Consider the following 18,870-nt stretch of genomic DNA (forward strand, 5'->3'; position numbering starts at 1 on the left):
GTCGATGTAGTGAACGATACTTGCCTTATCAACTATTTGAATTTATCAGGGCAGGCGTACGTGCGGTACCGGATCGTCGAGCCTCCCGGCGTTCGATCCAGCTCAGCGTCGGGGTCGTCATCAGCGTGGTGACCAGCGCGACCAGTACCAACACGGTGAACAGGGCCGGGTTCACGATGCCCGCCTCCAACCCGACGTTCAGCGCGATGAGCTGCATCAGGCCGCGGGCGTTCATCAGCGCGCCGACCCGCAACGCGACACCCGACGGCTCCCGGCGGAGCCGGGCCGCTGCCCAGCAGGCACCGAACTTGCCGACGATCGCCGCCGTCACGCAGGCCACCGTGAAGAGCAGCACCGGCATGGAACCGAGCAGCCCGAATTCCGTACGCAGGCCGGAGTAGGTGAAGAACAACGGCAGGAACAGGGTCGCCGCGACCGGGGTGAGGGTGTCCACCACCTTGTCGGTGTTCTCGGTACGGGGCATCACCACGCCGACCGCGAAGGCGCCGAAGACCGCGTACAGCCCGATCTCGTCGGTGTACCAGGCGACCAGGAAAAGCAGGGCGACCGTGCCGAGCAGCCGGGCGCGGTCGTTGAGGCCGCGGTGGGTCATCAGGGCGGTGGCGACCCCACGCCCGCCGAGCCAGAGCAGCAGTCCGAAGATCAGCGCTCCGCCCGCGGTGATGATCGCGGGACCGGCCCGCCCGGAGGCGAAGGCCAGCACGACGGCCAGCATGATCCAGGCGACCATGTCGTCGATCGCGCCACTGGCCAGGGAGAGGGTGCCGTGCCGGGTGCCGGCGTCCCCGCGTTCGGTGATGATCCGGGCCAGCATCGGGAACGCGGTGATGGCCAGGGCGACGCCGACGAACGCGGCCGAGACCCCGAGGGATGCTCCGTCGGCCCGGATCGGCACGGCGTCGGCTGTCACCAGGACCAGCAGCACCCCCAGCAGCAGCGGCGCGGTGACCCCGGCCAGTGAGATCACTCCGGCGGTGCCGGCCAGCCCGGTGACCCGATGGGTGCTGAACGCGTACCCGGCCTGGAACATGAACAGCACCAGGCCGACCTGGCCCACGACATAGAGGATCGGCAGCAGGGGGGCCGGGAACAGGGCGTTCTGCACCTCCGGCAGGAGGAGCCCGAGCAGCGATGGGCCGAGTAGCACCCCGGCCAGCATCTCGCTGACCACGGCGGGCTGGCCCGCCTTGCCCAGCAGCCAGGCGACCCCCTTGCAGAAGATCAGGATCACGGTGACCGCGATGAAGAACCGTGGCGCCAGCTCCGTTGGGGTCATCGGACCGCCTCCTCGAAGTAGGTGGTGCACAACTGCTTCCGTCGGGCATCGACGACCATCCAGGTGCCGAACGCCAGTTGCCGGACACTGCGACCCACGTCGGCCCACCGGTCCCGCTGCCGCATGGCGGCCAGCCGAAGGCGCCCCGGCCCGGTGAGTCCGACCGGGGTCAGATACGCCGGACCTCGGCTGGGCAGCGACCGGGTATGCGAGGCCGAGGAGGCCAGGAGGTGGCGGCGCAGCACCTCGCGGGTCGCGGCCCGCATCATCACCGGCGCGACACCACGCGCCGGACAGGCCCGGTTCGCGGTGATCCCGTACGGGATGAAGTGCGCGTCGGCGCGCTTGAGCGTCAGCCACCGGTCCGGGGCGAATCGGTCGTCGCCGGCGGCCCCGCCGCGGTGGAACGCCAGGTAGTTGAAGAGCAGTACCGTTCCGGCCGGAAGGGTCACCCCGGTGGGCAGGGTGATCGGCGCCGAGGTGATCCGGTGCGCGATGCCGAAGAGCGGATGCACCCGCAGGGTCTCGTCGATCACCCGGTCCAGCGCGTCGTCATCGTCGACTCCCCGCTGAAGGTCGGGATGGGTGGCGAAGGCCAGCAGCACGTGCGCCATCGCCTCGGACATCTGCACTACCGCCGTGGTGAAGAAGGCGCCGTGCAGGTACCAGGCCGTCTCCTGGGTGGTGAACGGCTGCGGCAGGGTCACCGGACAGGTCCCCGCCTGAATTCGGTCATACAGATACCTGGTCAGCCGGTTGCGTCGCCGCATGTGCCGCAGGCCGGTGCACTTCAGCGCGCTGGCCACGTCGTCGGCGTTGGCGACGATCAACGCCCGGGCGTCCGGCGGACACGCCTCGCCGAAGACGAGTTCGTAGTAGACCTCGGCCCAGACCGGCATCATCAGATCGCGCAGCCGTACGTGGCTGATCCGGTCGGTCGGTAACCGGTCGAGCACCCGCCGGGTGGCGGCGGTCGCCAGGTCGTCGCAGCGCTGGCGGCGTACCGCGAGCACCCGCCGGGTCGTGGCGGCCACCGTCCGGTAGCGCTGCCCCGGCTCCAGATGTTCCTGGTGCATGTGCGGTCCGGGCGCCAGCCAGTACCAGAACAGGTCCGACAAGCCGGCACCCCGGCTGCGGCCGTCCGCCGCCGGATCCGAGTACACCCGCTCGAAATGCTCCATGCCGACGGTGGGGCCCGGCACCGGCACGCCTTCGCCGCCGTTGATTGTGACGAACACCCACTCCCGCAGTCGGACCACCGTCGGAGGCAGCCAGTACGGGACGGTCCACGCCACGCCGATCCCTGCCAGGACGATCAGGACGGTCGAGGTGCTCATCGGCGTGCCTCCGGGGCGACCAGGTCACCGCGCAGGTCGGCCGGCCCGGTGGCACCGGCCAGTGCCATTGCCCGGTCGAGGTCGGCGTGGAGCAGGTCGAGCATGTGGCGTACCCCGGGGGCGCCGCCCACCGCCAGCCCCCAGAGCACCGGGCGGCCGACCAGCACCGCGGTCGCGCCGAGCGCCAGCGCCACCAGGATGTCGGTCCCCCGACGGATACCGCCGTCGAGCAGCACCGGCAGCCGCCCCGCTACGGCCTCGACGACTGCGGGCAACGCGTCCAGGGTGGCGAGGGTCCCGTCGAGTTGCCGGCCGCCGTGGTTGGAGACCAGCACACCGTCGACGCCGTGCGAGACGGCCAGCGCCGCATCCGCGGGATGCAGCACCCCCTTCAGCAGGATCGGCAGCGCGGTGACCTCCCGCAGCCAGGCGATCCGTGCCCAGTCCAGCCCGGCGTCCATCTCTATGTCGCGCACCCGGCCGCTCGGGTCGCGCATGTTCTCGCAGACCAGCCCGGGCGGCAGGTCGACGAAACGGTGCCGCAGATCGCGTTCCCGTCGACCGAACACGGGCGAGTCGACCGTGACCACCAGGGCGGTGCAGCCGGCTGCCTCCGCCCGCCGCACCACGGAGGCGGTGAAATCGAGGTCTGGCTGCGGGTAGAGCTGGAACCACAGCGGCCCGCCGGCGGCAGCGATCTCCTCGACCGGCCGGGTGGCCGCCATGCTGACCACCATGATCGTGCCGGCCTCGGCGGCGGCGCGTGCGGTGGCCACCTCCCCCGCCGGGTGGGCCAGCCGGTGGAAGGCGGTCGGCGCTATCAGCACCGGCATCGAGATCCGACTGCCTAGCAGCGAGATCCGCAGGTCACGCGCGCCCACCCCGCGCAGGACGCGGGGCACCACACAGCGCCGGGCGAAGGCCGCTTCGTTGGCGCGGACCGTACGCTCCTGCTCGGCCCCACCGGCGAAGAAGTCCCAGTGCACCGGGTCCAGGCGACGCCGCGCGTCATCGGCCAACTCGGCCAGGTTCAGCGCTGCGCCCTCCAGCAGCGGCATCTCAACCCTCGACACTGCTCAGGCAGCGGTCGAGGAAGGCGGTCAGCGGCGCGACATGGATCTCCGGCCGGTCCCACCGGTTCTCCAGGTTCTCCGCCAGGTGGTGGGTGGCGACGACCTGGCCCGCCCGGTGGTGACGGACGACCGGATGCAGGTAGGCGGCGTCGTGGGCCTGGCCGACGACATCCTGCGCGACCCGGCTGACGGTGACGTCGAACGGATCCACCTGGTCGTGGGCGGGGCCGTACTCCAGCGTGACGACGAAGGCGTGCGCGTAGTCGTGGTCTGCGGTACGCAGGCCGGTGTGGGTGAAGTATTCGACCGGCACCTCCTCGTGGTAGCGCGCGTCGGATCCGGCCACCGTGACCACGTCACCGAGGAAGCCGAACTGCTGCCACAGGGCGGAGGTGCGGTTGACCCGCGCGACGATGGCGTCGGCGATCGACTGCCCGGTGGCGTCCAGCTTCTCCGCCGGCCACGGCGTGTCGTGGTGGCGGGTGTGGAGAACCCGGTGCAGGGCCCGTACGGCGTACCGGAAACCGTGGATGAATCCGCTGGTGGAACGCTTGAAGTCCCGTTCCTGGGTTATCGTGCCGGCGAAGTAGAGGCCGGGGACGTTCACCGATTCCCACTCCGGGGTCTGTGCCGGAAAGCGGTCCCTGATCGCGAGTGCCGGACGGCAGGTGTCGTCGAAGATCGAGGCGTCGAAGGCGAACCCGGTGCAGGCCAGCACCCGGTCGTACCACAGTTCCTTGACCACCTCGTCCGCGCGGGAGAACGAGAAGGTCACCTTGAAACCGGTGCCGTCGCGCTCGATGCGTTTGACGTCGCCGTCCAGGATCGCGTTGGCCGACTTCAGTTGGTACGTGTCCAGGAAGTTGTTGTTCACCGCCCGCAGGTGCCCCACGTAGTGGGTGCGCCAGGCCATCCGGATCGAACTGGGTCCCGCGATGTGGATCAGGGTGGTGGTCTCCATCAGGTTGTCCGCGGTCTCGAACGCGGAGTTCCCCTTGCCGATGATCAACACTTTCTGGTCGAGATAGTCGCGCGGGTCGACGGACATCTCCGCGTACTGTTCGGCAAGCTCCAGCCCGGGAATCTGCGGCCGGTACGGCTTGGAGACCCCGGTGGCGACGATGAGCCGGCGCGCCCGGAAGACCTCCTCCCCCGCCCGGACCTCGAACACTCCATCGGCCTTGCGCACCGAGGTCACCCGGGAGTTGTACCGAACCCGCACCCCCGTCTTGGCGGCGAAGTCCGCCAGATAGCGGACCATCACCTCGGCCTCCGGGAAGTACCGTTCGGTGTAGCTGGTGAACCGCAGCGCCGGGTCGTCGCTGAGCAGCGAGTTCCAGTCCAGCCGCAGGTTGAGCTCGGGGTCCTCCGAGCCGGTGTGCGGCTTGTTGATGGAGATCAGTTGCCGGTGGCGGGGAAAGGTCGCGAAGAAGGCCCCGGGGATCTCCGCCTGTTCCAGGACCAGATAGTCACCCCTGCCATCGGCCTCCAGCAGAGCGGCCAGTTGCAGGCCGGCCGGCCCGGCCCCGACGATCAGGTAGTCAAGCGTCATTGCACCCACCCCTCAGGAAAGACGAACGGAGAAATCTGCGACGACCTCGGCGGCGCGCCGCACGTCATCGCTCAACGGCCGGTCCGGATCGATCACGGGTACGGCTGCGGCCAGCGCGGCCAGGATCTCGGCGCAACCGGACGCGGTCGGCGTCCGCGCACCGACGTATGCGGCCTGACGCAGCCCCACCGCCAGCGACCCGACGATGAGGTGCAGCAGCCGGGCCTGGTCCAGCGCCCGCAGCGCGGCCTGGGTGCCGAGCGGGATGACATCCTGGTTGTGCAGGTTGGTCGGCACGCTCTGCATGCTCGCGGGCATGGTGTCCCGGCGGATCTCGGTGATCAGGGCGGTCGCCGCCAGTTGCACGCCCTGTAGCCCGTGCTGCTGTCCCGGGCCGGCGGCCAGCATCGGCGGCAGGCCGCCGTTGCGGTTCGGGTCGACGAGCAGATCCAGTTGCCGTTCGGCCAGGTTGCCCACCTGCGCCACGACCATCGACAGCAGGTCGGCGGCGAACGCCGCCGGCTGTCCGAAGAAGTTGCCGCCGTGTACGACGAGGTCCTCGTCGGGAAAGAACAAGGGATTGTCGGTGACGCCGCCGAGGTCGGCCGCGATGACGGCGTCGACGTAGCGCAGGGCGTCCTCGGCCGCGCCGAGCAGCTGCGGTGAACAGCGGATACTGTACGGCTCCTGAAGTGGGCGTTTGCCGGACGGCACGAGCCCGGCACTGATCCGCCGCATGTGGACGCCCACACCGATCGCCCCCGGATGGCCGTACGCCTGAAGCAGTCGGGCATCGAGGAACTGCGGGTCACTGCCGAGCAGGTCGGCCAGCAGGCAGGTGAGCACCTGAACACCCCGGTGCGCGGCGCGGACCTCCTCCAGCGCGAGTGCGGTCGCCGCGGTGGTCAGCGAGGTGCCGTTGACCAGGGCCAGGGCGTCCCGCCCGTCCAGCGGCAACGGCTCCAGACCGGCCCGGGCGAGCGCCTCGGCCGCGGGCAGCCGTACCCCGTCCAGATAGGCGTGGCCCCGGCCCCGTAACGCCTGAGCGGCCGCGCCGAGCGGAATCAGGTCACCGCTGGCCCCGACCGAACCCAACCGGGGCACCGCCGGCACGAAGGTGGTCGCCAGCATCGCCGCGAGAGCGTCGATGACGTGCGGGGACACCCCCGACGCGCCCCGGGCCAGCGATCCGGCCCGCAGCAGCAGGGTCGCCCGGACCACCTCCGCATCCAGCTCCGGGCCCTGACCGGCACCTAGGTGGGCGAGGGTGTTGTCGGCCTGGTCCCGCAGGTCGGCGCGGCCCGCGTACCCCACCAGGGCACCGAAACCGGTGGTGGCGCCGTACACCGCGCGGTCGTCGCCGAGCACCTCGGACAGGAAGGTACGGCCGGCCGCGACCCGGTCCCGAAGCTGGGGTCCGATCACGATTTTCACTGGGTCGCGGGCGGCGCGCAGATCGGCGATCCGCAGCGGGACCGCGAGGTCCACCTCTGTCGTCATGCGAACGCACCCTAGAGACGAATTCTCAGAACCCTTTGAAATCGGATCGATAGGTTGCGCCGCATGACGCTCGATTACCTGATCATTGGAGCCGGACCGGCCGGGCTACAGCTCGCTCACCTGCTTGAGCGCGACGGCCACGACTATCTGGTCCTGGAGGCCGGCCCGGCACCGGGCACGTTCTTCACCCGCTATCCCCGGCACCGACAACTCATTTCGATCAACAAGGTCTGGACCGGTTCCGACGATCCGGAATTCAACCTGCGCGCGGACTGGAACTCGCTACTCACCGACGATCCGGCACTGCTGTTCAAGAACTACAGCCGGCGGTACTTCCCGGACGCCGCAGACCTGGTGCGCTACCTGGCCGACTTCGCCCGCGACCTGCCGATCAGGTACGACACCCGGGTCACCCGGATCGCGCGCGACGGCGACCTGTTCACCGTCCATGCCGGCGACGGCACCATCACGGCCCGCCGGGTGGTCGTCGCCACCGGCGTGTCCCAGCTGTACGTCCCGCCGATCGAGGGCGCCGAACTCGCCGAACGGTACGACACCGTCAGCGTCGACCCGGAGGACTTCACCAACCAGCGGGTCCTCATCATCGGCAAGGGCAACTCGGCCTTCGAGACCGCCGACGCACTCGTCGAGACCGCCGCCGTCATCCATGTCGCCGGTCCACACTCGATCAAGCTGGCGTGGCAGTCGCACTATGTCGGGCACCTGCGCGCGGTGAACAACAACTTCCTCGACACGTATCAGCTCAAGTCGCAGAACGCGGTCCTCGACGGCACCGTGGAGCGGATCGCGCGGCGCGACGACGGCGGCTACCGAATCGACTTCCGGTACGCCCGCACCGTCGAGTCGATCCGGCAGATCGACTACGACCGGGTCATCCTCTGCACCGGATTCCGGTTCGACGCCGGCATCTTCGACCCCTCCGCCCGGCCACGGCTGGTCATCAACGACCGCTTCCCGGAGCAGACCTCGGCGTACGAGGCGGTGAACGTACCCGGCCTGTACTTCGCCGGCACCCTCACCCAGCAGCGCGACTTCAAGCGCTCCACCAGCGGATTCATCCACGGTTTCCGGTACGGGGTACGGGCCCTGCACCGGATTCTCCACGCCCGCCACCACGACACCCCCTGGCCGGCCACGGCATTGGAGAGCACCCCGGAGGCGATCGCCGACGCGTTCATCGCCCGGATCAACCGCACCTCGGCGCTGTGGCAACAGTTCGCCGTCCTCGGCGACGTCGTCGTCATCTCCGGCGACACTGCGCGGTATCACGAGGAGGTACCGGTCGGTTACCTGCACGACGGCGGCCTGGGTCCGGAACCGTTCGCCTTCGTGATCACGTTGGAGTACGGCCCGGACCACGACCAGGTCGACCCCTTCGACATCACCGTGCCCCGGATCGCCGAGAACGACGCCGCGCACGCCCACGACGCCAGCTACCTGCACCCGGTCGTACGGGTCCACCGCGGCGGTCAGGTCGTCGCCACCCACCACCTGGCGGAGAACCTCGAGAACCACTGGAATCTGCCGGACGTGCACCACCAGCCGCTGGTGCTCTTCATCAAAGGCGTACTCTCCGATGCCGGTTGAGGTCTGGCCGCAGCCGGTGTTGGACCTGCTCGCCGCCGGTGACGACCGGCCCGTCTTCGAAGCGGGCGACCGGACCGTCACCGCAGCGCAGATGCACCGGCTGGTCCGTCGCATCGCCGCCGGGCTGCGCGCTGCCGGGGCCGGCCCCGGCATCGGGGTGGCCCTGCGGCTCGGCGTCACCGCGGAGGCCTTCGCGGCGATCATCGCGGCCTTCGCGGTCGGTGCCCGGGTCTCCGGGATCCGCCCCGACCTGACACCGGCCCACCACGCCTGGCAACCCGGCGAGAACACCCTGCTGGTCGACGACGCCCGGGTCGCCGACCTGGCCCGCACCCCCGACGACGGAAACCCGCTGATCGCCGCCGGCCGCCCGGACGAGGTCGCCCGGATCGTCTGGACCAGCGGCAGCACCGGCAACCCCAAGGGCTGCGCGCAGACGTACGCGGCGATGAGCGCGGCCTGGGCGCCGTACCCGGACCGGTGGCCCCCGCCGATCGCCGACCTGGCCACCCGGCTCCAGCGGTATCTGGTCTTCGGTTCGCTGAACAGCCAGGTGATGCTGGAGTACGGCATCCTCACCCTGGCCGCGGGCGGCACCCTGGTCGCGGCCCGGCCCCCGGGTTTCCCCGGCATGGTCGCCCGACATCGGGCGACCGCGAGCGTGATCACCGTGGGCAAGCTGTACCAACTCGTGCACGACCAGCGCACCGATCCGGTCGACCTGAGCAGCCTGCGGGCCCTGGTGGTCTCCGGCAGCCCGCTCGCACCGGGCCGGCTCGCCGAGGCCCTCGACGTACTCGGCCCGGTGATCTTCCACGGCTACGGCCAGACCGAAACCGGCATGATCACGATGGTGACGCCGACCGAGATGCTGTCCTCCCCGGCCGCACTCGCCTCGGTCGGCCGCCCACCCCCGGTCACCGAACTGTCCATCCGAGACGCCGACGGCCGACCCGCCACCGAGGGAGAACTCTTCGTGCGGACACCCGCGCAGGCCACCGCCTACTGGACGGACCCGGTCGAAACCGCCGAGGTCTTCCTCGACGGCTGGGTGCGCACCCGTGACCTGGCCCGGCTGGACGACGACGGCTACCTGCACCTGCTCGGCCGGACCCGGGAGGTCATCATCGTGCACGCCAACCTGGTGTACGCCGGTCCCATCGAGCGAGTGCTCGCCGCTGACCCCACGGTCGCCGAGGCCTACGTCGTCGGCCGCCCCGATGACGCCACCGGGGAAGCGGTGCACGCCTACGTGGTGCCGGCTGCCGGTCACACACCGGATGCCGGACGGCTGCGTGCCCTGGTAGCGGCGGCACTGGGAGCGCCGTCGGCTCCGCAGACGATCCAGTCGATCGATCGAGTTCCGGTGGGACCGAATGGTAAGCCGGACAAGCGCGCCCTGGCACGCATGACGAACAGATGACCAGCTTGATGGTGCCTTGAGACGTGTCGGCGTCCATCACCCACAAGACGCGCCAGCGAAGACCGCCGGGCGGCAGGCGGGATCCGGTGGCTGTCTTGCGCCCGTGTAGGCGCGGTCGCACGCGGGTCAGTCGTCGAAGACCAGCCGCCGGGCCTCGCTCAACTCCATCAGCCGCCCGTCGCCGACGTGCTTGGCGAAGGCATCGCCCACGGCAGCGACACCGCGGGCGGTGATCCGATCCACGTCGCCCCGCTCCGCCGGGGGCAACGGCGCGCCCGCACCCGTCCGGACAGCCTGGGCGGCACCGGACAGCAGCGCCGCGCGTTCTTGGTCGCCGAGCAGCGAGTAGGTGCCTGCGACACCCTCGAGGGACAGCGCGATGGTCCGCGGGTCACCGGTCCCCCACGCCGCCACACTGCCCTCACGGTGCAGGCGCAGCGCGGTCTCGGCGTCTCCGCGCTGCTCGGCGACGAGCCGGCGCACCCCGCATACCCTGGGTCAACAGGGCAAACCGGTCCTCCAGCCGGGCCGCCAGGCACTGGTGAGCCAGTTCTCACGGGCGGTCGTACGCACCCCCAGCGCGATGGCGACCTGATCGGCGACTGCGGAGAACGGGTCCGGCTCGTCCGGGCCGGCGGCGACGATGGACAGTTCCACCAGCCACACCCCGTCCGGGTACTGACCGGCGACCTGCCGGGCGGCGGCCAGCGCGAGACTGGTCTTGCCGACCCCGCCGATGCCGTGCAGCGTCACCAGACGGCTGGCCTCCAGCAGGGCCCGTACCTGCACCACCGCGGCGTCGCGGCCGATCAGGCCGCTGACCGGCGCGGGCAGGTTGGTCACCGGAGGCGCGGCGGTGGTGATCGGGGTGGGCGACGGCGCCAGCACCGGGTCGCGTTCGAGGATCGACCGCCGCAGCGTGACCAGTTCGGCGCCCGGCTCCACTCCGAGCTCCTCGGCCAGCAGCTGCCGACCGCGCACACAGCACCCCCGCTGCGCCGGCGGCTACGGCCCTGGCTGCGGAGACTTCCGAACAGTCAGATGAGTCCCTGAACGAGCATGGCTTCGGCGACCCGGAGGAAGCCGTTGATGTTCGCCCCGGCCATGTAGTTGCCGGGCATCCCGTACTCCTCCGCGGTCTCGAAGCAGCGGGCGTGGATGTCCTGCATGATCTGCTGGAGCCGCTGCTCGGAGTAGGTGAACGTCCATGAGTCGCGGCTGGCGTTCTGCTGCATCTCCAAAGCGCTGGCGGCCACGCCGCCGGCATTGGCGGCCTTGCCCGGCGCGAAACGCACACCGGCCTCGGTGAAAACCCGGATGCCGTCCGGCGTCGTCGGCATGTTCGCGCCCTCCACCACCGCGATGCAGCCATTCGCGACCAGGGCGGCGGCGTCCGCGCCACTGACCTCGTTCTGCGTGGCGCAGGGTAGGGCGACCTCACAGGGCACCTCCCACACTCTGCGCCCGGGTACGAAGGTCGCGTGTCGTCGGGCCTCGGCGTAGTCCCTGATCGGGCCGCGCTGCACCTCCTTGATCTGCTTGAGCACCTCGACGTCGATGCCCTTCTCATCCACCACGTAACCGGAGGAGTCCGCGCACGCCACCGCCACGCCGCCGAGCTGCTGAACCTTCTCGATGGCGTAGATCGCCACATTGCCGGATCCGGAGACCACCACCCGCTTGCCGTCGAGCCCGCTCCCGGCGGCACGCAACATCTCCTCGGCGAAGAACACGCAGCCGTACCCGGTGGCCTCCCGACGCACCTGGGCGCCGCCGTACGCGAGCCCCTTGCCGGTCAGCACCCCGGACTCGTACCGGTTGGTGATGCGCTTGTACTGGCCGAACAGGTAGCCGATCTCGCGTGCGCCTACCCCGATGTCACCGGCCGGCACGTCGGTGTACTCGCCGATGTGCCGGTACAACTCGGTCATGAAGCTCTGGCAGAAGCGCATCACCTCGCGATCCGAGCGACCCTTGGGATCGAAGTCCGCGCCGCCCTTGCCACCACCGATCGGCATACCGGTCAGAGCGTTTTTGAAGATCTGCTCGAAGCCGAGGAACTTCACGATGCCCAGATACACCGACGGATGGAACCGCAGGCCGCCCTTGTACGGGCCCAGGACACTGTTGTACTCCACCCGGAAACCGCGGTTGACGTGCACCTCGCCACGGTCGTCCTCCCACGGCACCCGGAAGATCACCTGCCGCTCCGGTTCGCAGATCCGCTCGATGATCTTCGCCTCGTGGTACTCCGGGTGCCGGACGAGCGCTGGACGAATGCTGTCCAGCACCTCACGCACCGCCTGGTGGAACTCCGCCTCGCCGGGGTTGCGTCGGATCACACCGGTCAGAACGGCCTCGAACTTCTCATGCGTCAACAAAAAGCCCTCCGGGCATGCCTTGCTATGCGACCTCGCGCCACAGACATCGGACGGGGCCCACACGGCAGTCGCCCACACCGTCGTGGGCCCTGGTCTCGGTTACAGGATATGGGCGTCGAGATCCACAGCGCCGCGCATGCCCCCATATCTTGGCAGGTAGCACGGCAGGTGCCCTCCGACGAGAGCCCGAAACAAATCCGGCAGCGGCGCCGGTGATGGTGGTGGCATACGGTCATCGGGCGTCAGTGGCGGACGAGGTGGCCGGGCCAGCGACCCCCGGGTGCAATGCCTCAGATCAGCAGCAGGGTCTTCCCCACGGCAGTACGGTTCTCGACTGCGGCGTGCGCTTCAGCGGCACGCTCCAACGGAAAGGTCTGCCCGATGATCGGCCGGACGGCTCCCTCTGCCGTCTGCGGCATCATCCGCGCTGCCCATCGCCGCAGATGCGGTCCGAAGTCAAAGAGCTGTTCAATGCCGATCACCGTCACGCCCTTGTGGCTTGCCTTCACAGGGTCGATGACTGTGGCCTCACCACTGGCGGCGCCGTGCACCGAGAAGCGGCCGCCGCGGGCCGTCACATCGAACGCGGCCCGCCCGATCTCGCCGCCGACACCGTCGAACACCACATCCGGTCCCGCGCCACCGGTCGCCTCAAGCACCCGCGTGGTCCAGCCCGGTTCGGAGTAGTCGACCACCGCATCGGCACCCAGGTCCCGGACCACATCGAGCTTCCGCGATCCGCGAGCGGCTCCGACGACCTGTGCGCCTGCAGCACGGGCGAGCTGGCGGGCTGTGCGCCGCCGAAGCTGCAGGTTCGGCGACCGGGGTCAGCTCGGGCTGCGGCCAACGCACGGTCAACCCGAGGGGTGAGCAGATCAAGGTCACTCCCCGTGGCCGTTCCGCGCCACGGCTCAGTTGTCGTGTCGTGAAATGAACGCAGTCCGGGATAGCCTTGGCGTATATGGCTACCTATCGCAGCGCCTCAGTGCTTCTTTCCTCGGACGGCACCAGGACCCCCGGCACCGCCGCACTCTTCGCCGAGCCCGCCCGTAAGGGTGGGATCCCGCCGTGGGCAGGTGACTTCCGACCCGCCAACAGCGCCGGCAACGGCCCCAAGAACGCGGTCGGGAAGACCTTCACGTTGGAGTTGCCCGACGGCAGCACCGGCAAGGTCGTGGTCCAGGGCCTCAAGCGTGGGAAGGGCGGCGTCGTGCTGGCGTTGATGGGCGAGGACGCGCCCCCCTTCTGATCAGGAACTGATCTACGGGGCCACCGCCCATGCCTGCCGATCACCCGTCCGGTGGCGGCGGCCGTCCTGGCCGCCACCACCGCCGCGGTCCTGCTCGGCCTCGCCCAAGCTCCTGTTCGACGCGCTGCCCTGGCTGCGGGATAGGGGAATCTGATGGATCGAGCCACAGTGACCGAGTTCCAACAAGCGGACGGTGTCCGAGACTGGCGCGTCTGGACACCGGCGCGAGCGCCTGGTTCGACGCGCCGCAACCGCATTCATGTCGACCTCTTCGTCCGTACGACCAGGCCCAAGCCCGCATCGACGCGGCTGTGGCCGCCGGAGGACGGATCGTCACCGAGAACGCTCCTCGTCGAACCCTCATCGACCCGGAAGGCAACGAGGTGGACATCGTCACGTTCCACCAGGCGTAGCCGGGCGCTTCTGGCAGAGCGGGCGGGTCACGGGACATCGCGCACAGGTCCAGCGCTGTGGGGCCGCCGCACCTCATCCTGATCGCGCCGTCGTCAACCTGCTGGACCTGATCGTGGTCACGGCATCAGATGGACGCGGATCCGTCTGGCCGTAACCGCCGCATCCTCCAGGACGGCCAGACGGGGCTCGGCGGATTCGAGCAGGTGTGGATGACGCAGCAGTGCCAGTGGCGACAGACGCCGGTCCGTCAGCACCTCGTCGATCATCAACCGGTCGCCGCCACAGACCAGGGCACTGATCGCATCGTGCGGATCGGCGACAACACCGGGCGCATGAGGCAACATGATCCGCGCGGCGATGTCCGCAGCCCGCGAAGTGGCAGCCTGGGCCTGGTTGGCTCGGCGACGCGCGTAGCGCTGCTGCGAGGATCCGCCGGCCGCGGTGCGACCCTGCACGTAGAAGCGCTCGACCTTGGAGACAGTGATCGTCGTACCGTCCACGACACCGGCGGCAACCGCGCCCTTACGGGCCAACAGCACGGCGATCCGGGGCGGTCGGATGATGCGCGCCAACAGCGTGTCGACATCCTTCACGTCGGCAAGCCCCGGCGGCGGATACAGCGTGGCGGTATCACCGTTGCTCACGCCAGTCACCACCAGGCCCTGCTCGGTGGCACCGTCGTGGCGGCCGTAGAAGCCGTCGAGCCAACCACGAATCCGCTCCGGCGAGATCTCCACCCACCGCCCCCCACCCGCGGCGGGTCGCGCCTTCACCACGTGAACACCACCCATCGGGAACGGCCAGCCTGCACCCACCATGCTCACATGAAGCGGGTCGCGCCATCGAACACAGCCCAACTGATGCCCGGTTCTGCCGGTGAGCGGTCACCCGATCTTGTGCGCGGGAATCCGCACACATCGTTGGCGTGGGGTGACACCCGGCCGGACTATGATGCGTCGCGATGATCCCGGGCGGGTACCTGCGTTGGCTTCCGGTCATGGTGACTGCCGTGGCTCTCGTCATGGCCGGCCTGGTCGGCAGGCGTCACCTCGTGGCCTGTTACCGGCAGCGCGGCGTCCCAGCGGAGTTGGCGGTCCGGCGGGCCTTGGCCACGACGGTCATGGCGGTCTGGACGCTGCCGTGGCTGATGGTGGTCCTCACCCCACTCGACGCACCCCGAGAGGTTCGGCTGGTGCCGCTGCGTGACCTTGTGGAGATCCTCGCCGGCCATCCGCTGACCGCGTTCTTCCAGATCGTGGGCAATCTACTGGTGTTCGCGGCGGTGGGGTTCGGTCTGGGCATGGGGTGGCAGGTCCGGTTCGCACATGTGGTCGTAGCGGTTGCAGGCATGTCGACCGCGGTGGAAGCCCTGCAGTACGCCCTCGCGCTCGGACGCGTCTCATCGATCGACGACGTGCTGTTGAACGCGACGGGTGCAGGCCTGGCCGTCCTCGCGGCACGTCGGCTGCCCGTTCCCGACCGCCTGCTGTCACCACCGTCGCGATGAGCCTCTCCCGGTCACGGAGCCGGACACCCACCACGGCTTCCCGGTCGCTGATGGTCACTGCCGCGAGGAGGTCTGGTTCCACTTCCACGATGGCGACGACCCGGAGTTTGAGGCGGCCGACGTCCTGGAATTCATCGCGCGTCGTGGACTCAGGTTGTAGCGGCCAGGCCATCCGCTCCTGCCGCGATCCGAGCTTGTCTTGACGAGGAGTTGCCCCGGCTGGTCGACGTCGCTTTACGGCATCCCGCCGCCGTCGCTCGAGACGCCTGCGTTATAGCCTTGGTTGTCGTCTCCGCCGTATCCCTTGCCGCGGATATTGCCCCTCTGTCGGTGACGCTGGTCGCGTCCGCTCCGGCGGACGGCGCGGCGAGCTGCCCTCAGCGTTCGATCGGACCTATCCGCGTTTGCCCGTTGTCGGAGAAACACCGAATGAAAACATCCCCTCGCTACGGCTGCTGTACCTGGCGGCCTGCCGCGACCACCAGGCCGACACGCTGCTGCTCGTCGGCGGGGTCGCCGCCAACAGCCGGGTAGGGCACCTCGCCGAACACCGCTGCGCCGCCGCCGGAGTGCGGCTGGGCGTACCGTCACCACGGCTCTGCACCGACAACGGCGCCATGATCGCCGCCGTCGGCGACCTCCTCGTCCGCGCCGACGTCACACCGGACCGACTCGACCTCGGCGCGGCCCCGTCCGCCGTCCTGCACGGCGCGCTCCTGCACGGCCTGCGGCGCTGACGCAGGGGCGCCTGTCCGGGTGTACCTGTCGTGCTCATCGGCGCTGGCGCCCGGCCTGCCTTCTTGCTCGCGGCATCAAGGGCGCTATCCCAGGAAGCAGGCGTCCACGAGGTGCGGTGACACGTCGGCGAGCGTTGACGGCTGCCAGCGGGGGCGGCGGTCCTTGTCGATGATCTGGGCGCGGATGCCCTCGGCCAGGTCGGGCAGGCGCAGCATCGCGGCGGACAGCCGATACTCCTGCGCCAGCGCCGCCGGCAGGTCGGGCAGGCGCGCGGCGCTGCGCAGCGAACGGAGCGTGACGGCCAGCGCGGTGGGTGACCGGGTGGCGATCACCTTGGCGGCGGCTCGTGCGTCGGGCGAGCCGTGGCGGGCAAGCCGCTCGACGATCTCCTCGACCGACTCCCCCGCGTAGCACTCGTCGATCCAGTGTCGGGCGGCGACGAGTTCGGCCGGGGGCGGGGGGGTGGCGAACGAGGCGACGGCGCTGGCGGCGTCCCGACGGGCCAGCGCGAGCCTCAGGTACGGGAGCCGCTCGGTGGGGATGTAGTGATCGGCCAGGCCGACGGCGATGGCGTCGGCGGCACCGATGGGGGTGCCGGTCAGGGCGAGGTGGGTGCCGAGTTGGCCGGGTGCGTGGGAGAGCAGCCACGAGCCGCCGACGTCGGGGTGGAAACCGATGCCCACCTCCGGCATCGCGAGCCGGGAACGTTCGGTCACCACCCGCAGCGACGCGTGGCCGGAGATACCGATCCCACCGCCCATGACCAGGCCGTCCATCCAGGCCACGATGGGTTTGGGATAGGCGGCGATGGTGGCGTTGAGCCGGTACTCGTCGGCCCAGAAGTCCAGCGACGCAGTTCCGCCGGAGACGGCGTCGGCGTGAATGGCACGGATGTCACCGCCGGCACACAGGCCACGGCCACCGGCGCCGGTGATCAGGACGGTGCGGACGCGGTCGGAGGCCGCCCACAGCGCCAGGGTGCGGCGGATGATGGTGACCATCTCCGCGGTCAGGGCGTTGATCGCGGTCGGCCGGTTCAACGTCAGGTGCCCGAGGTGGCCGGTCAGCCGGGCGATGACCGGTGGCGCGCTCATGCGGCCCTCCGTTCGTCGAGCAGGCTGCGGGCGATGATCAGCCCCATAATCTCGTTGGTCCCTTCGAGGAATCTCCGGTGGGCTCGGAGGTCGCGGACGATCTTCTCGATGCCGGTCTCGCTGAGGTTGCCACAGCCGCCGCGCCGGTGCTCGGGCGTACACGTCGCCGAACCGGTCGTTGTTGCGGCGACGCTCCTGCCGACGATGAGTGGGTGAGCTGTTCCACCATGGCGTCTCGTGGTGGGAACGGGCGTCGCGGTCCGGGTGGCAAGGCCGGTCCGCCGGTTCACGACGACCTCGTCAAGCGAAACTTCACCGCCCACGGCCCGAACCGCTTGTGGCTGGCCGACATCACCGAACACCGCACCGGCGAGGGCAATCTCTACCTGTGCGCGATCAAGGACGTGTGGTCGAACCGGATCGCCGGCTACTCCATCGACTCGCGGATGAACTCCCGCTTGGCCGTCAACGCGTTGCATAGCGCCGTAGCCCGACGCGGCCGGGTAGGCGGGCTGCGTGCTGCACACCAACCGCGGATCCCAATTTCACAGCCGAAGATCCGTCCACCCCTGCACCAACATCACCTGACCGCATCGATGGGCAGAGTCGGCGCCACCGGCGACAACACCGCCATGGGAATCGTTACCCGGCCTGCTGCAGAACAACGTCCTCGACCGCCGAACCTGGACCACCCGCCAACAACTCAGGACCGCGATCGTGACCTGGGTCGAACGGACCTACCACCGCCGCCGACGCCAACGATCCCCGTCCCGGTCGACCCCTATCGAGTACGAGACCATCACGACCCCACCGGCCAGTCAGGCCGCGTGACTGAAACTGTGCAGCAGGCCCGATCCTCGCCAAGCTGCGCTGCTGCCCACGACAAGGGCCGGTTCGGACGGGTCGAGCTGTGTCGGACGGCGGCGGCGTTCGTGACGGGCCTGTTGGCTGAGATCGAGGTCAAGACGTGTTGGCAGTTGGCGGAGCAGGCCGGGCACGCCCGGCCGGATGTGATGCAGAGGTTGTTGTATCGGGCGGTGTGGGACGCCGATGCTGTCCGCGATGACCTGCGCCGGGTGATCGTCGACCGGTTCGGTGACCCGGACGCGGTGCTGGTCGTGGACGAGACCGGGGACCTGAAGAAGGGTGTGCATTCGGTTGGGGTGCAACGCCAGTACACCGGCACCGCTGGGCGGATTGAGAACGCGCAGGTCGGCGTGTTCCTGGGCTATGCCAGTGGGCACGGGCACACGCTGATCGACCGCAGGGTCTACCTGCCGGTGTCGTGGACCGAGGACCGGGACCGCTGCCAGGCCGCCGGGATCCCGGAGGAGGTTGAGTTCGCCACGAAATCCGAGTTGGCCGCCGACATGTTCACCGCAGCCGTCGACGCCGGCGTTCCCGCGGGGTGGGCCGCGGCGGACGAGGCCTACGGCAACAGCAGTGTATTCCGCGCTCACCTGCGCCAACACCGCCTGGGCTATGTCCTGGCCGTGTCCCGCAGCCACCTGGTGCCTCTCGACGGCGGCAAGGCCAAGGTCCGGGCCGACCAGGTCGCCGCCGAACTACCGGCCTCGGCATGGCAGCACAGCAGCGCGGGCGCCGGATCCAAGGGCCCGCGTGGGCCTGACCCGGTTTGACGGACATCCCAGCTCAGAGGGGCTGTGTGCTCCTCGGGAGGATGTTCATCATGGAAG

At 69.7% G+C, this 18,870-nt stretch carries 16 protein-coding genes and 2 pseudogenes; 7 read left to right on the top strand and 11 right to left on the bottom strand.

Going from position 1 to position 18,870, the window contains the following annotated elements; genetic code table 11:
• Window positions 1-28: 28 nt before the first annotated feature.
• The 5 genes from ACLQ2T_RS23105 to ACLQ2T_RS23125 are packed head-to-tail and all read right to left on the bottom strand — an operon-like array spanning window position 29 to window position 6,759.
• Entirely contained in the window at window positions 29-1,297 is a 1,269-nt protein-coding gene (locus ACLQ2T_RS23105; RefSeq protein WP_425768447.1) for a cation:proton antiporter, read from the bottom strand.
• Window positions 1,294-2,634 (bottom strand): cytochrome P450, encoded by a 1,341-nt coding sequence (locus ACLQ2T_RS23110; RefSeq protein ID WP_425768448.1) that lies wholly within the window; start codon window positions 2,632-2,634, stop codon window positions 1,294-1,296. Before ACLQ2T_RS23110 ends, ACLQ2T_RS23105 begins: the two co-directional genes overlap by 4 nt.
• Complete coding sequence (locus ACLQ2T_RS23115; RefSeq protein WP_425768449.1) at window positions 2,631-3,692, bottom strand: alpha-hydroxy acid oxidase; 1,062 nt, start codon at window positions 3,690-3,692, stop codon at window positions 2,631-2,633. Before ACLQ2T_RS23115 ends, ACLQ2T_RS23110 begins: the two co-directional genes overlap by 4 nt.
• A 1-nt stretch (window position 3,693) precedes the next feature.
• A complete protein-coding gene (locus ACLQ2T_RS23120) occupies window positions 3,694-5,259 on the bottom strand; it encodes an NAD(P)-binding domain-containing protein (protein WP_425768450.1) in 1,566 nt (521 codons plus the stop codon).
• A 12-nt stretch (window positions 5,260-5,271) separates the two neighbouring features.
• On the bottom strand, window positions 5,272-6,759 hold the full coding sequence (locus ACLQ2T_RS23125) for an aromatic amino acid ammonia-lyase (RefSeq protein ID WP_425768451.1): 1,488 nt from the start codon (window positions 6,757-6,759) through the stop codon (window positions 5,272-5,274).
• A 63-nt stretch (window positions 6,760-6,822) separates the two neighbouring features.
• Here ACLQ2T_RS23125 and ACLQ2T_RS23130 point away from each other — a divergent pair, with 63 nt between their 5' ends.
• Together ACLQ2T_RS23130 and ACLQ2T_RS23135 are read left to right on the top strand one after the other, a co-directional pair.
• Window positions 6,823-8,367: an NAD(P)-binding domain-containing protein gene (locus ACLQ2T_RS23130; protein ID WP_425768452.1), complete on the top strand. Its 1,545-nt coding sequence runs from the start codon at window positions 6,823-6,825 to the stop codon at window positions 8,365-8,367.
• Window positions 8,357-9,790: a class I adenylate-forming enzyme family protein gene (locus ACLQ2T_RS23135; RefSeq protein ID WP_425768453.1), complete on the top strand. Its 1,434-nt coding sequence runs from the start codon at window positions 8,357-8,359 to the stop codon at window positions 9,788-9,790. The genes ACLQ2T_RS23130 and ACLQ2T_RS23135 overlap by 11 nt, the downstream gene beginning before the upstream one ends.
• A 126-nt stretch (window positions 9,791-9,916) precedes the next feature.
• Here the strand turns inward: ACLQ2T_RS23135 and ACLQ2T_RS23140 are convergent, their stop codons facing one another.
• The 4 genes from ACLQ2T_RS23140 to ACLQ2T_RS23155 all read right to left on the bottom strand — a co-directional run bounded on the left by ACLQ2T_RS23140 (window position 9,917) and on the right by ACLQ2T_RS23155 (window position 12,983).
• Window positions 9,917-10,273: a hypothetical protein gene (locus ACLQ2T_RS23140; RefSeq protein ID WP_425768454.1), complete on the bottom strand. Its 357-nt coding sequence runs from the start codon at window positions 10,271-10,273 to the stop codon at window positions 9,917-9,919.
• A 15-nt stretch (window positions 10,274-10,288) separates the two neighbouring features.
• Window positions 10,289-10,771: a hypothetical protein gene (locus tag ACLQ2T_RS23145; protein WP_425768455.1), complete on the bottom strand. Its 483-nt coding sequence runs from the start codon at window positions 10,769-10,771 to the stop codon at window positions 10,289-10,291.
• Between the two features lie 56 nt (window positions 10,772-10,827).
• Complete coding sequence (gene gdhA, locus ACLQ2T_RS23150) at window positions 10,828-12,168, bottom strand: NADP-specific glutamate dehydrogenase (protein WP_425768456.1); 1,341 nt, start codon at window positions 12,166-12,168, stop codon at window positions 10,828-10,830.
• A gap of 293 nt (window positions 12,169-12,461) precedes the next feature.
• Window positions 12,462-12,983: a zinc-binding dehydrogenase gene (locus ACLQ2T_RS23155; RefSeq protein WP_425768465.1), complete on the bottom strand. Its 522-nt coding sequence runs from the start codon at window positions 12,981-12,983 to the stop codon at window positions 12,462-12,464.
• 149 nt (window positions 12,984-13,132) lie between these two features.
• Here ACLQ2T_RS23155 and ACLQ2T_RS23160 point away from each other — a divergent pair, with 149 nt between their 5' ends.
• Window positions 13,133-13,420: a hypothetical protein gene (locus ACLQ2T_RS23160; protein WP_425768457.1), complete on the top strand. Its 288-nt coding sequence runs from the start codon at window positions 13,133-13,135 to the stop codon at window positions 13,418-13,420.
• Window positions 13,421-13,950: 530 nt separating this feature from the next.
• Here ACLQ2T_RS23160 and ACLQ2T_RS23165 read toward each other — a convergent pair.
• Window positions 13,951-14,610: an acVLRF1 family peptidyl-tRNA hydrolase gene (locus ACLQ2T_RS23165; protein WP_425768458.1), complete on the bottom strand. Its 660-nt coding sequence runs from the start codon at window positions 14,608-14,610 to the stop codon at window positions 13,951-13,953.
• 185 nt (window positions 14,611-14,795) lie between these two features.
• On the opposite strand from ACLQ2T_RS23165, the gene ACLQ2T_RS23170 reads away from it, so the two are divergent.
• Together ACLQ2T_RS23170 and ACLQ2T_RS23175 are read left to right on the top strand one after the other, a co-directional pair.
• Window positions 14,796-15,341, top strand: coding sequence for a VanZ family protein (locus tag ACLQ2T_RS23170; RefSeq protein WP_425768459.1), 546 nt, complete (start codon window positions 14,796-14,798; stop codon window positions 15,339-15,341).
• 404 nt (window positions 15,342-15,745) lie between these two features.
• Window positions 15,746-16,078, top strand: coding sequence for a hypothetical protein (locus tag ACLQ2T_RS23175; protein ID WP_425768460.1), 333 nt, complete (start codon window positions 15,746-15,748; stop codon window positions 16,076-16,078).
• Window positions 16,079-16,162: 84 nt separating this feature from the next.
• Here the strand turns inward: ACLQ2T_RS23175 and ACLQ2T_RS23180 are convergent, their stop codons facing one another.
• Window positions 16,163-17,173, bottom strand: a complete 1,011-nt coding sequence (locus ACLQ2T_RS23180) for an enoyl-CoA hydratase/isomerase family protein (protein ID WP_425768461.1) — start codon at window positions 17,171-17,173, stop codon at window positions 16,163-16,165.
• Between the two features lie 272 nt (window positions 17,174-17,445).
• Between ACLQ2T_RS23180 and ACLQ2T_RS23185 the strand changes: the two are divergent.
• Together ACLQ2T_RS23185 and ACLQ2T_RS23190 are read left to right on the top strand one after the other, a co-directional pair.
• Window positions 17,446-18,004: pseudogene (locus ACLQ2T_RS23185) on the top strand (IS3 family transposase); the annotation flags it as partial.
• A gap of 8 nt (window positions 18,005-18,012) precedes the next feature.
• Window positions 18,013-18,795 (top strand): annotated as a pseudogene (locus tag ACLQ2T_RS23190) (IS701 family transposase); the annotation flags it as partial.
• Window positions 18,796-18,870 lie beyond the last annotated feature (75 nt).

Source organism: Micromonospora sp. DT229 (assembly GCF_049844505.1).
Classification (GTDB): Bacteria; Actinomycetota; Actinomycetes; order Mycobacteriales; family Micromonosporaceae; genus Micromonospora.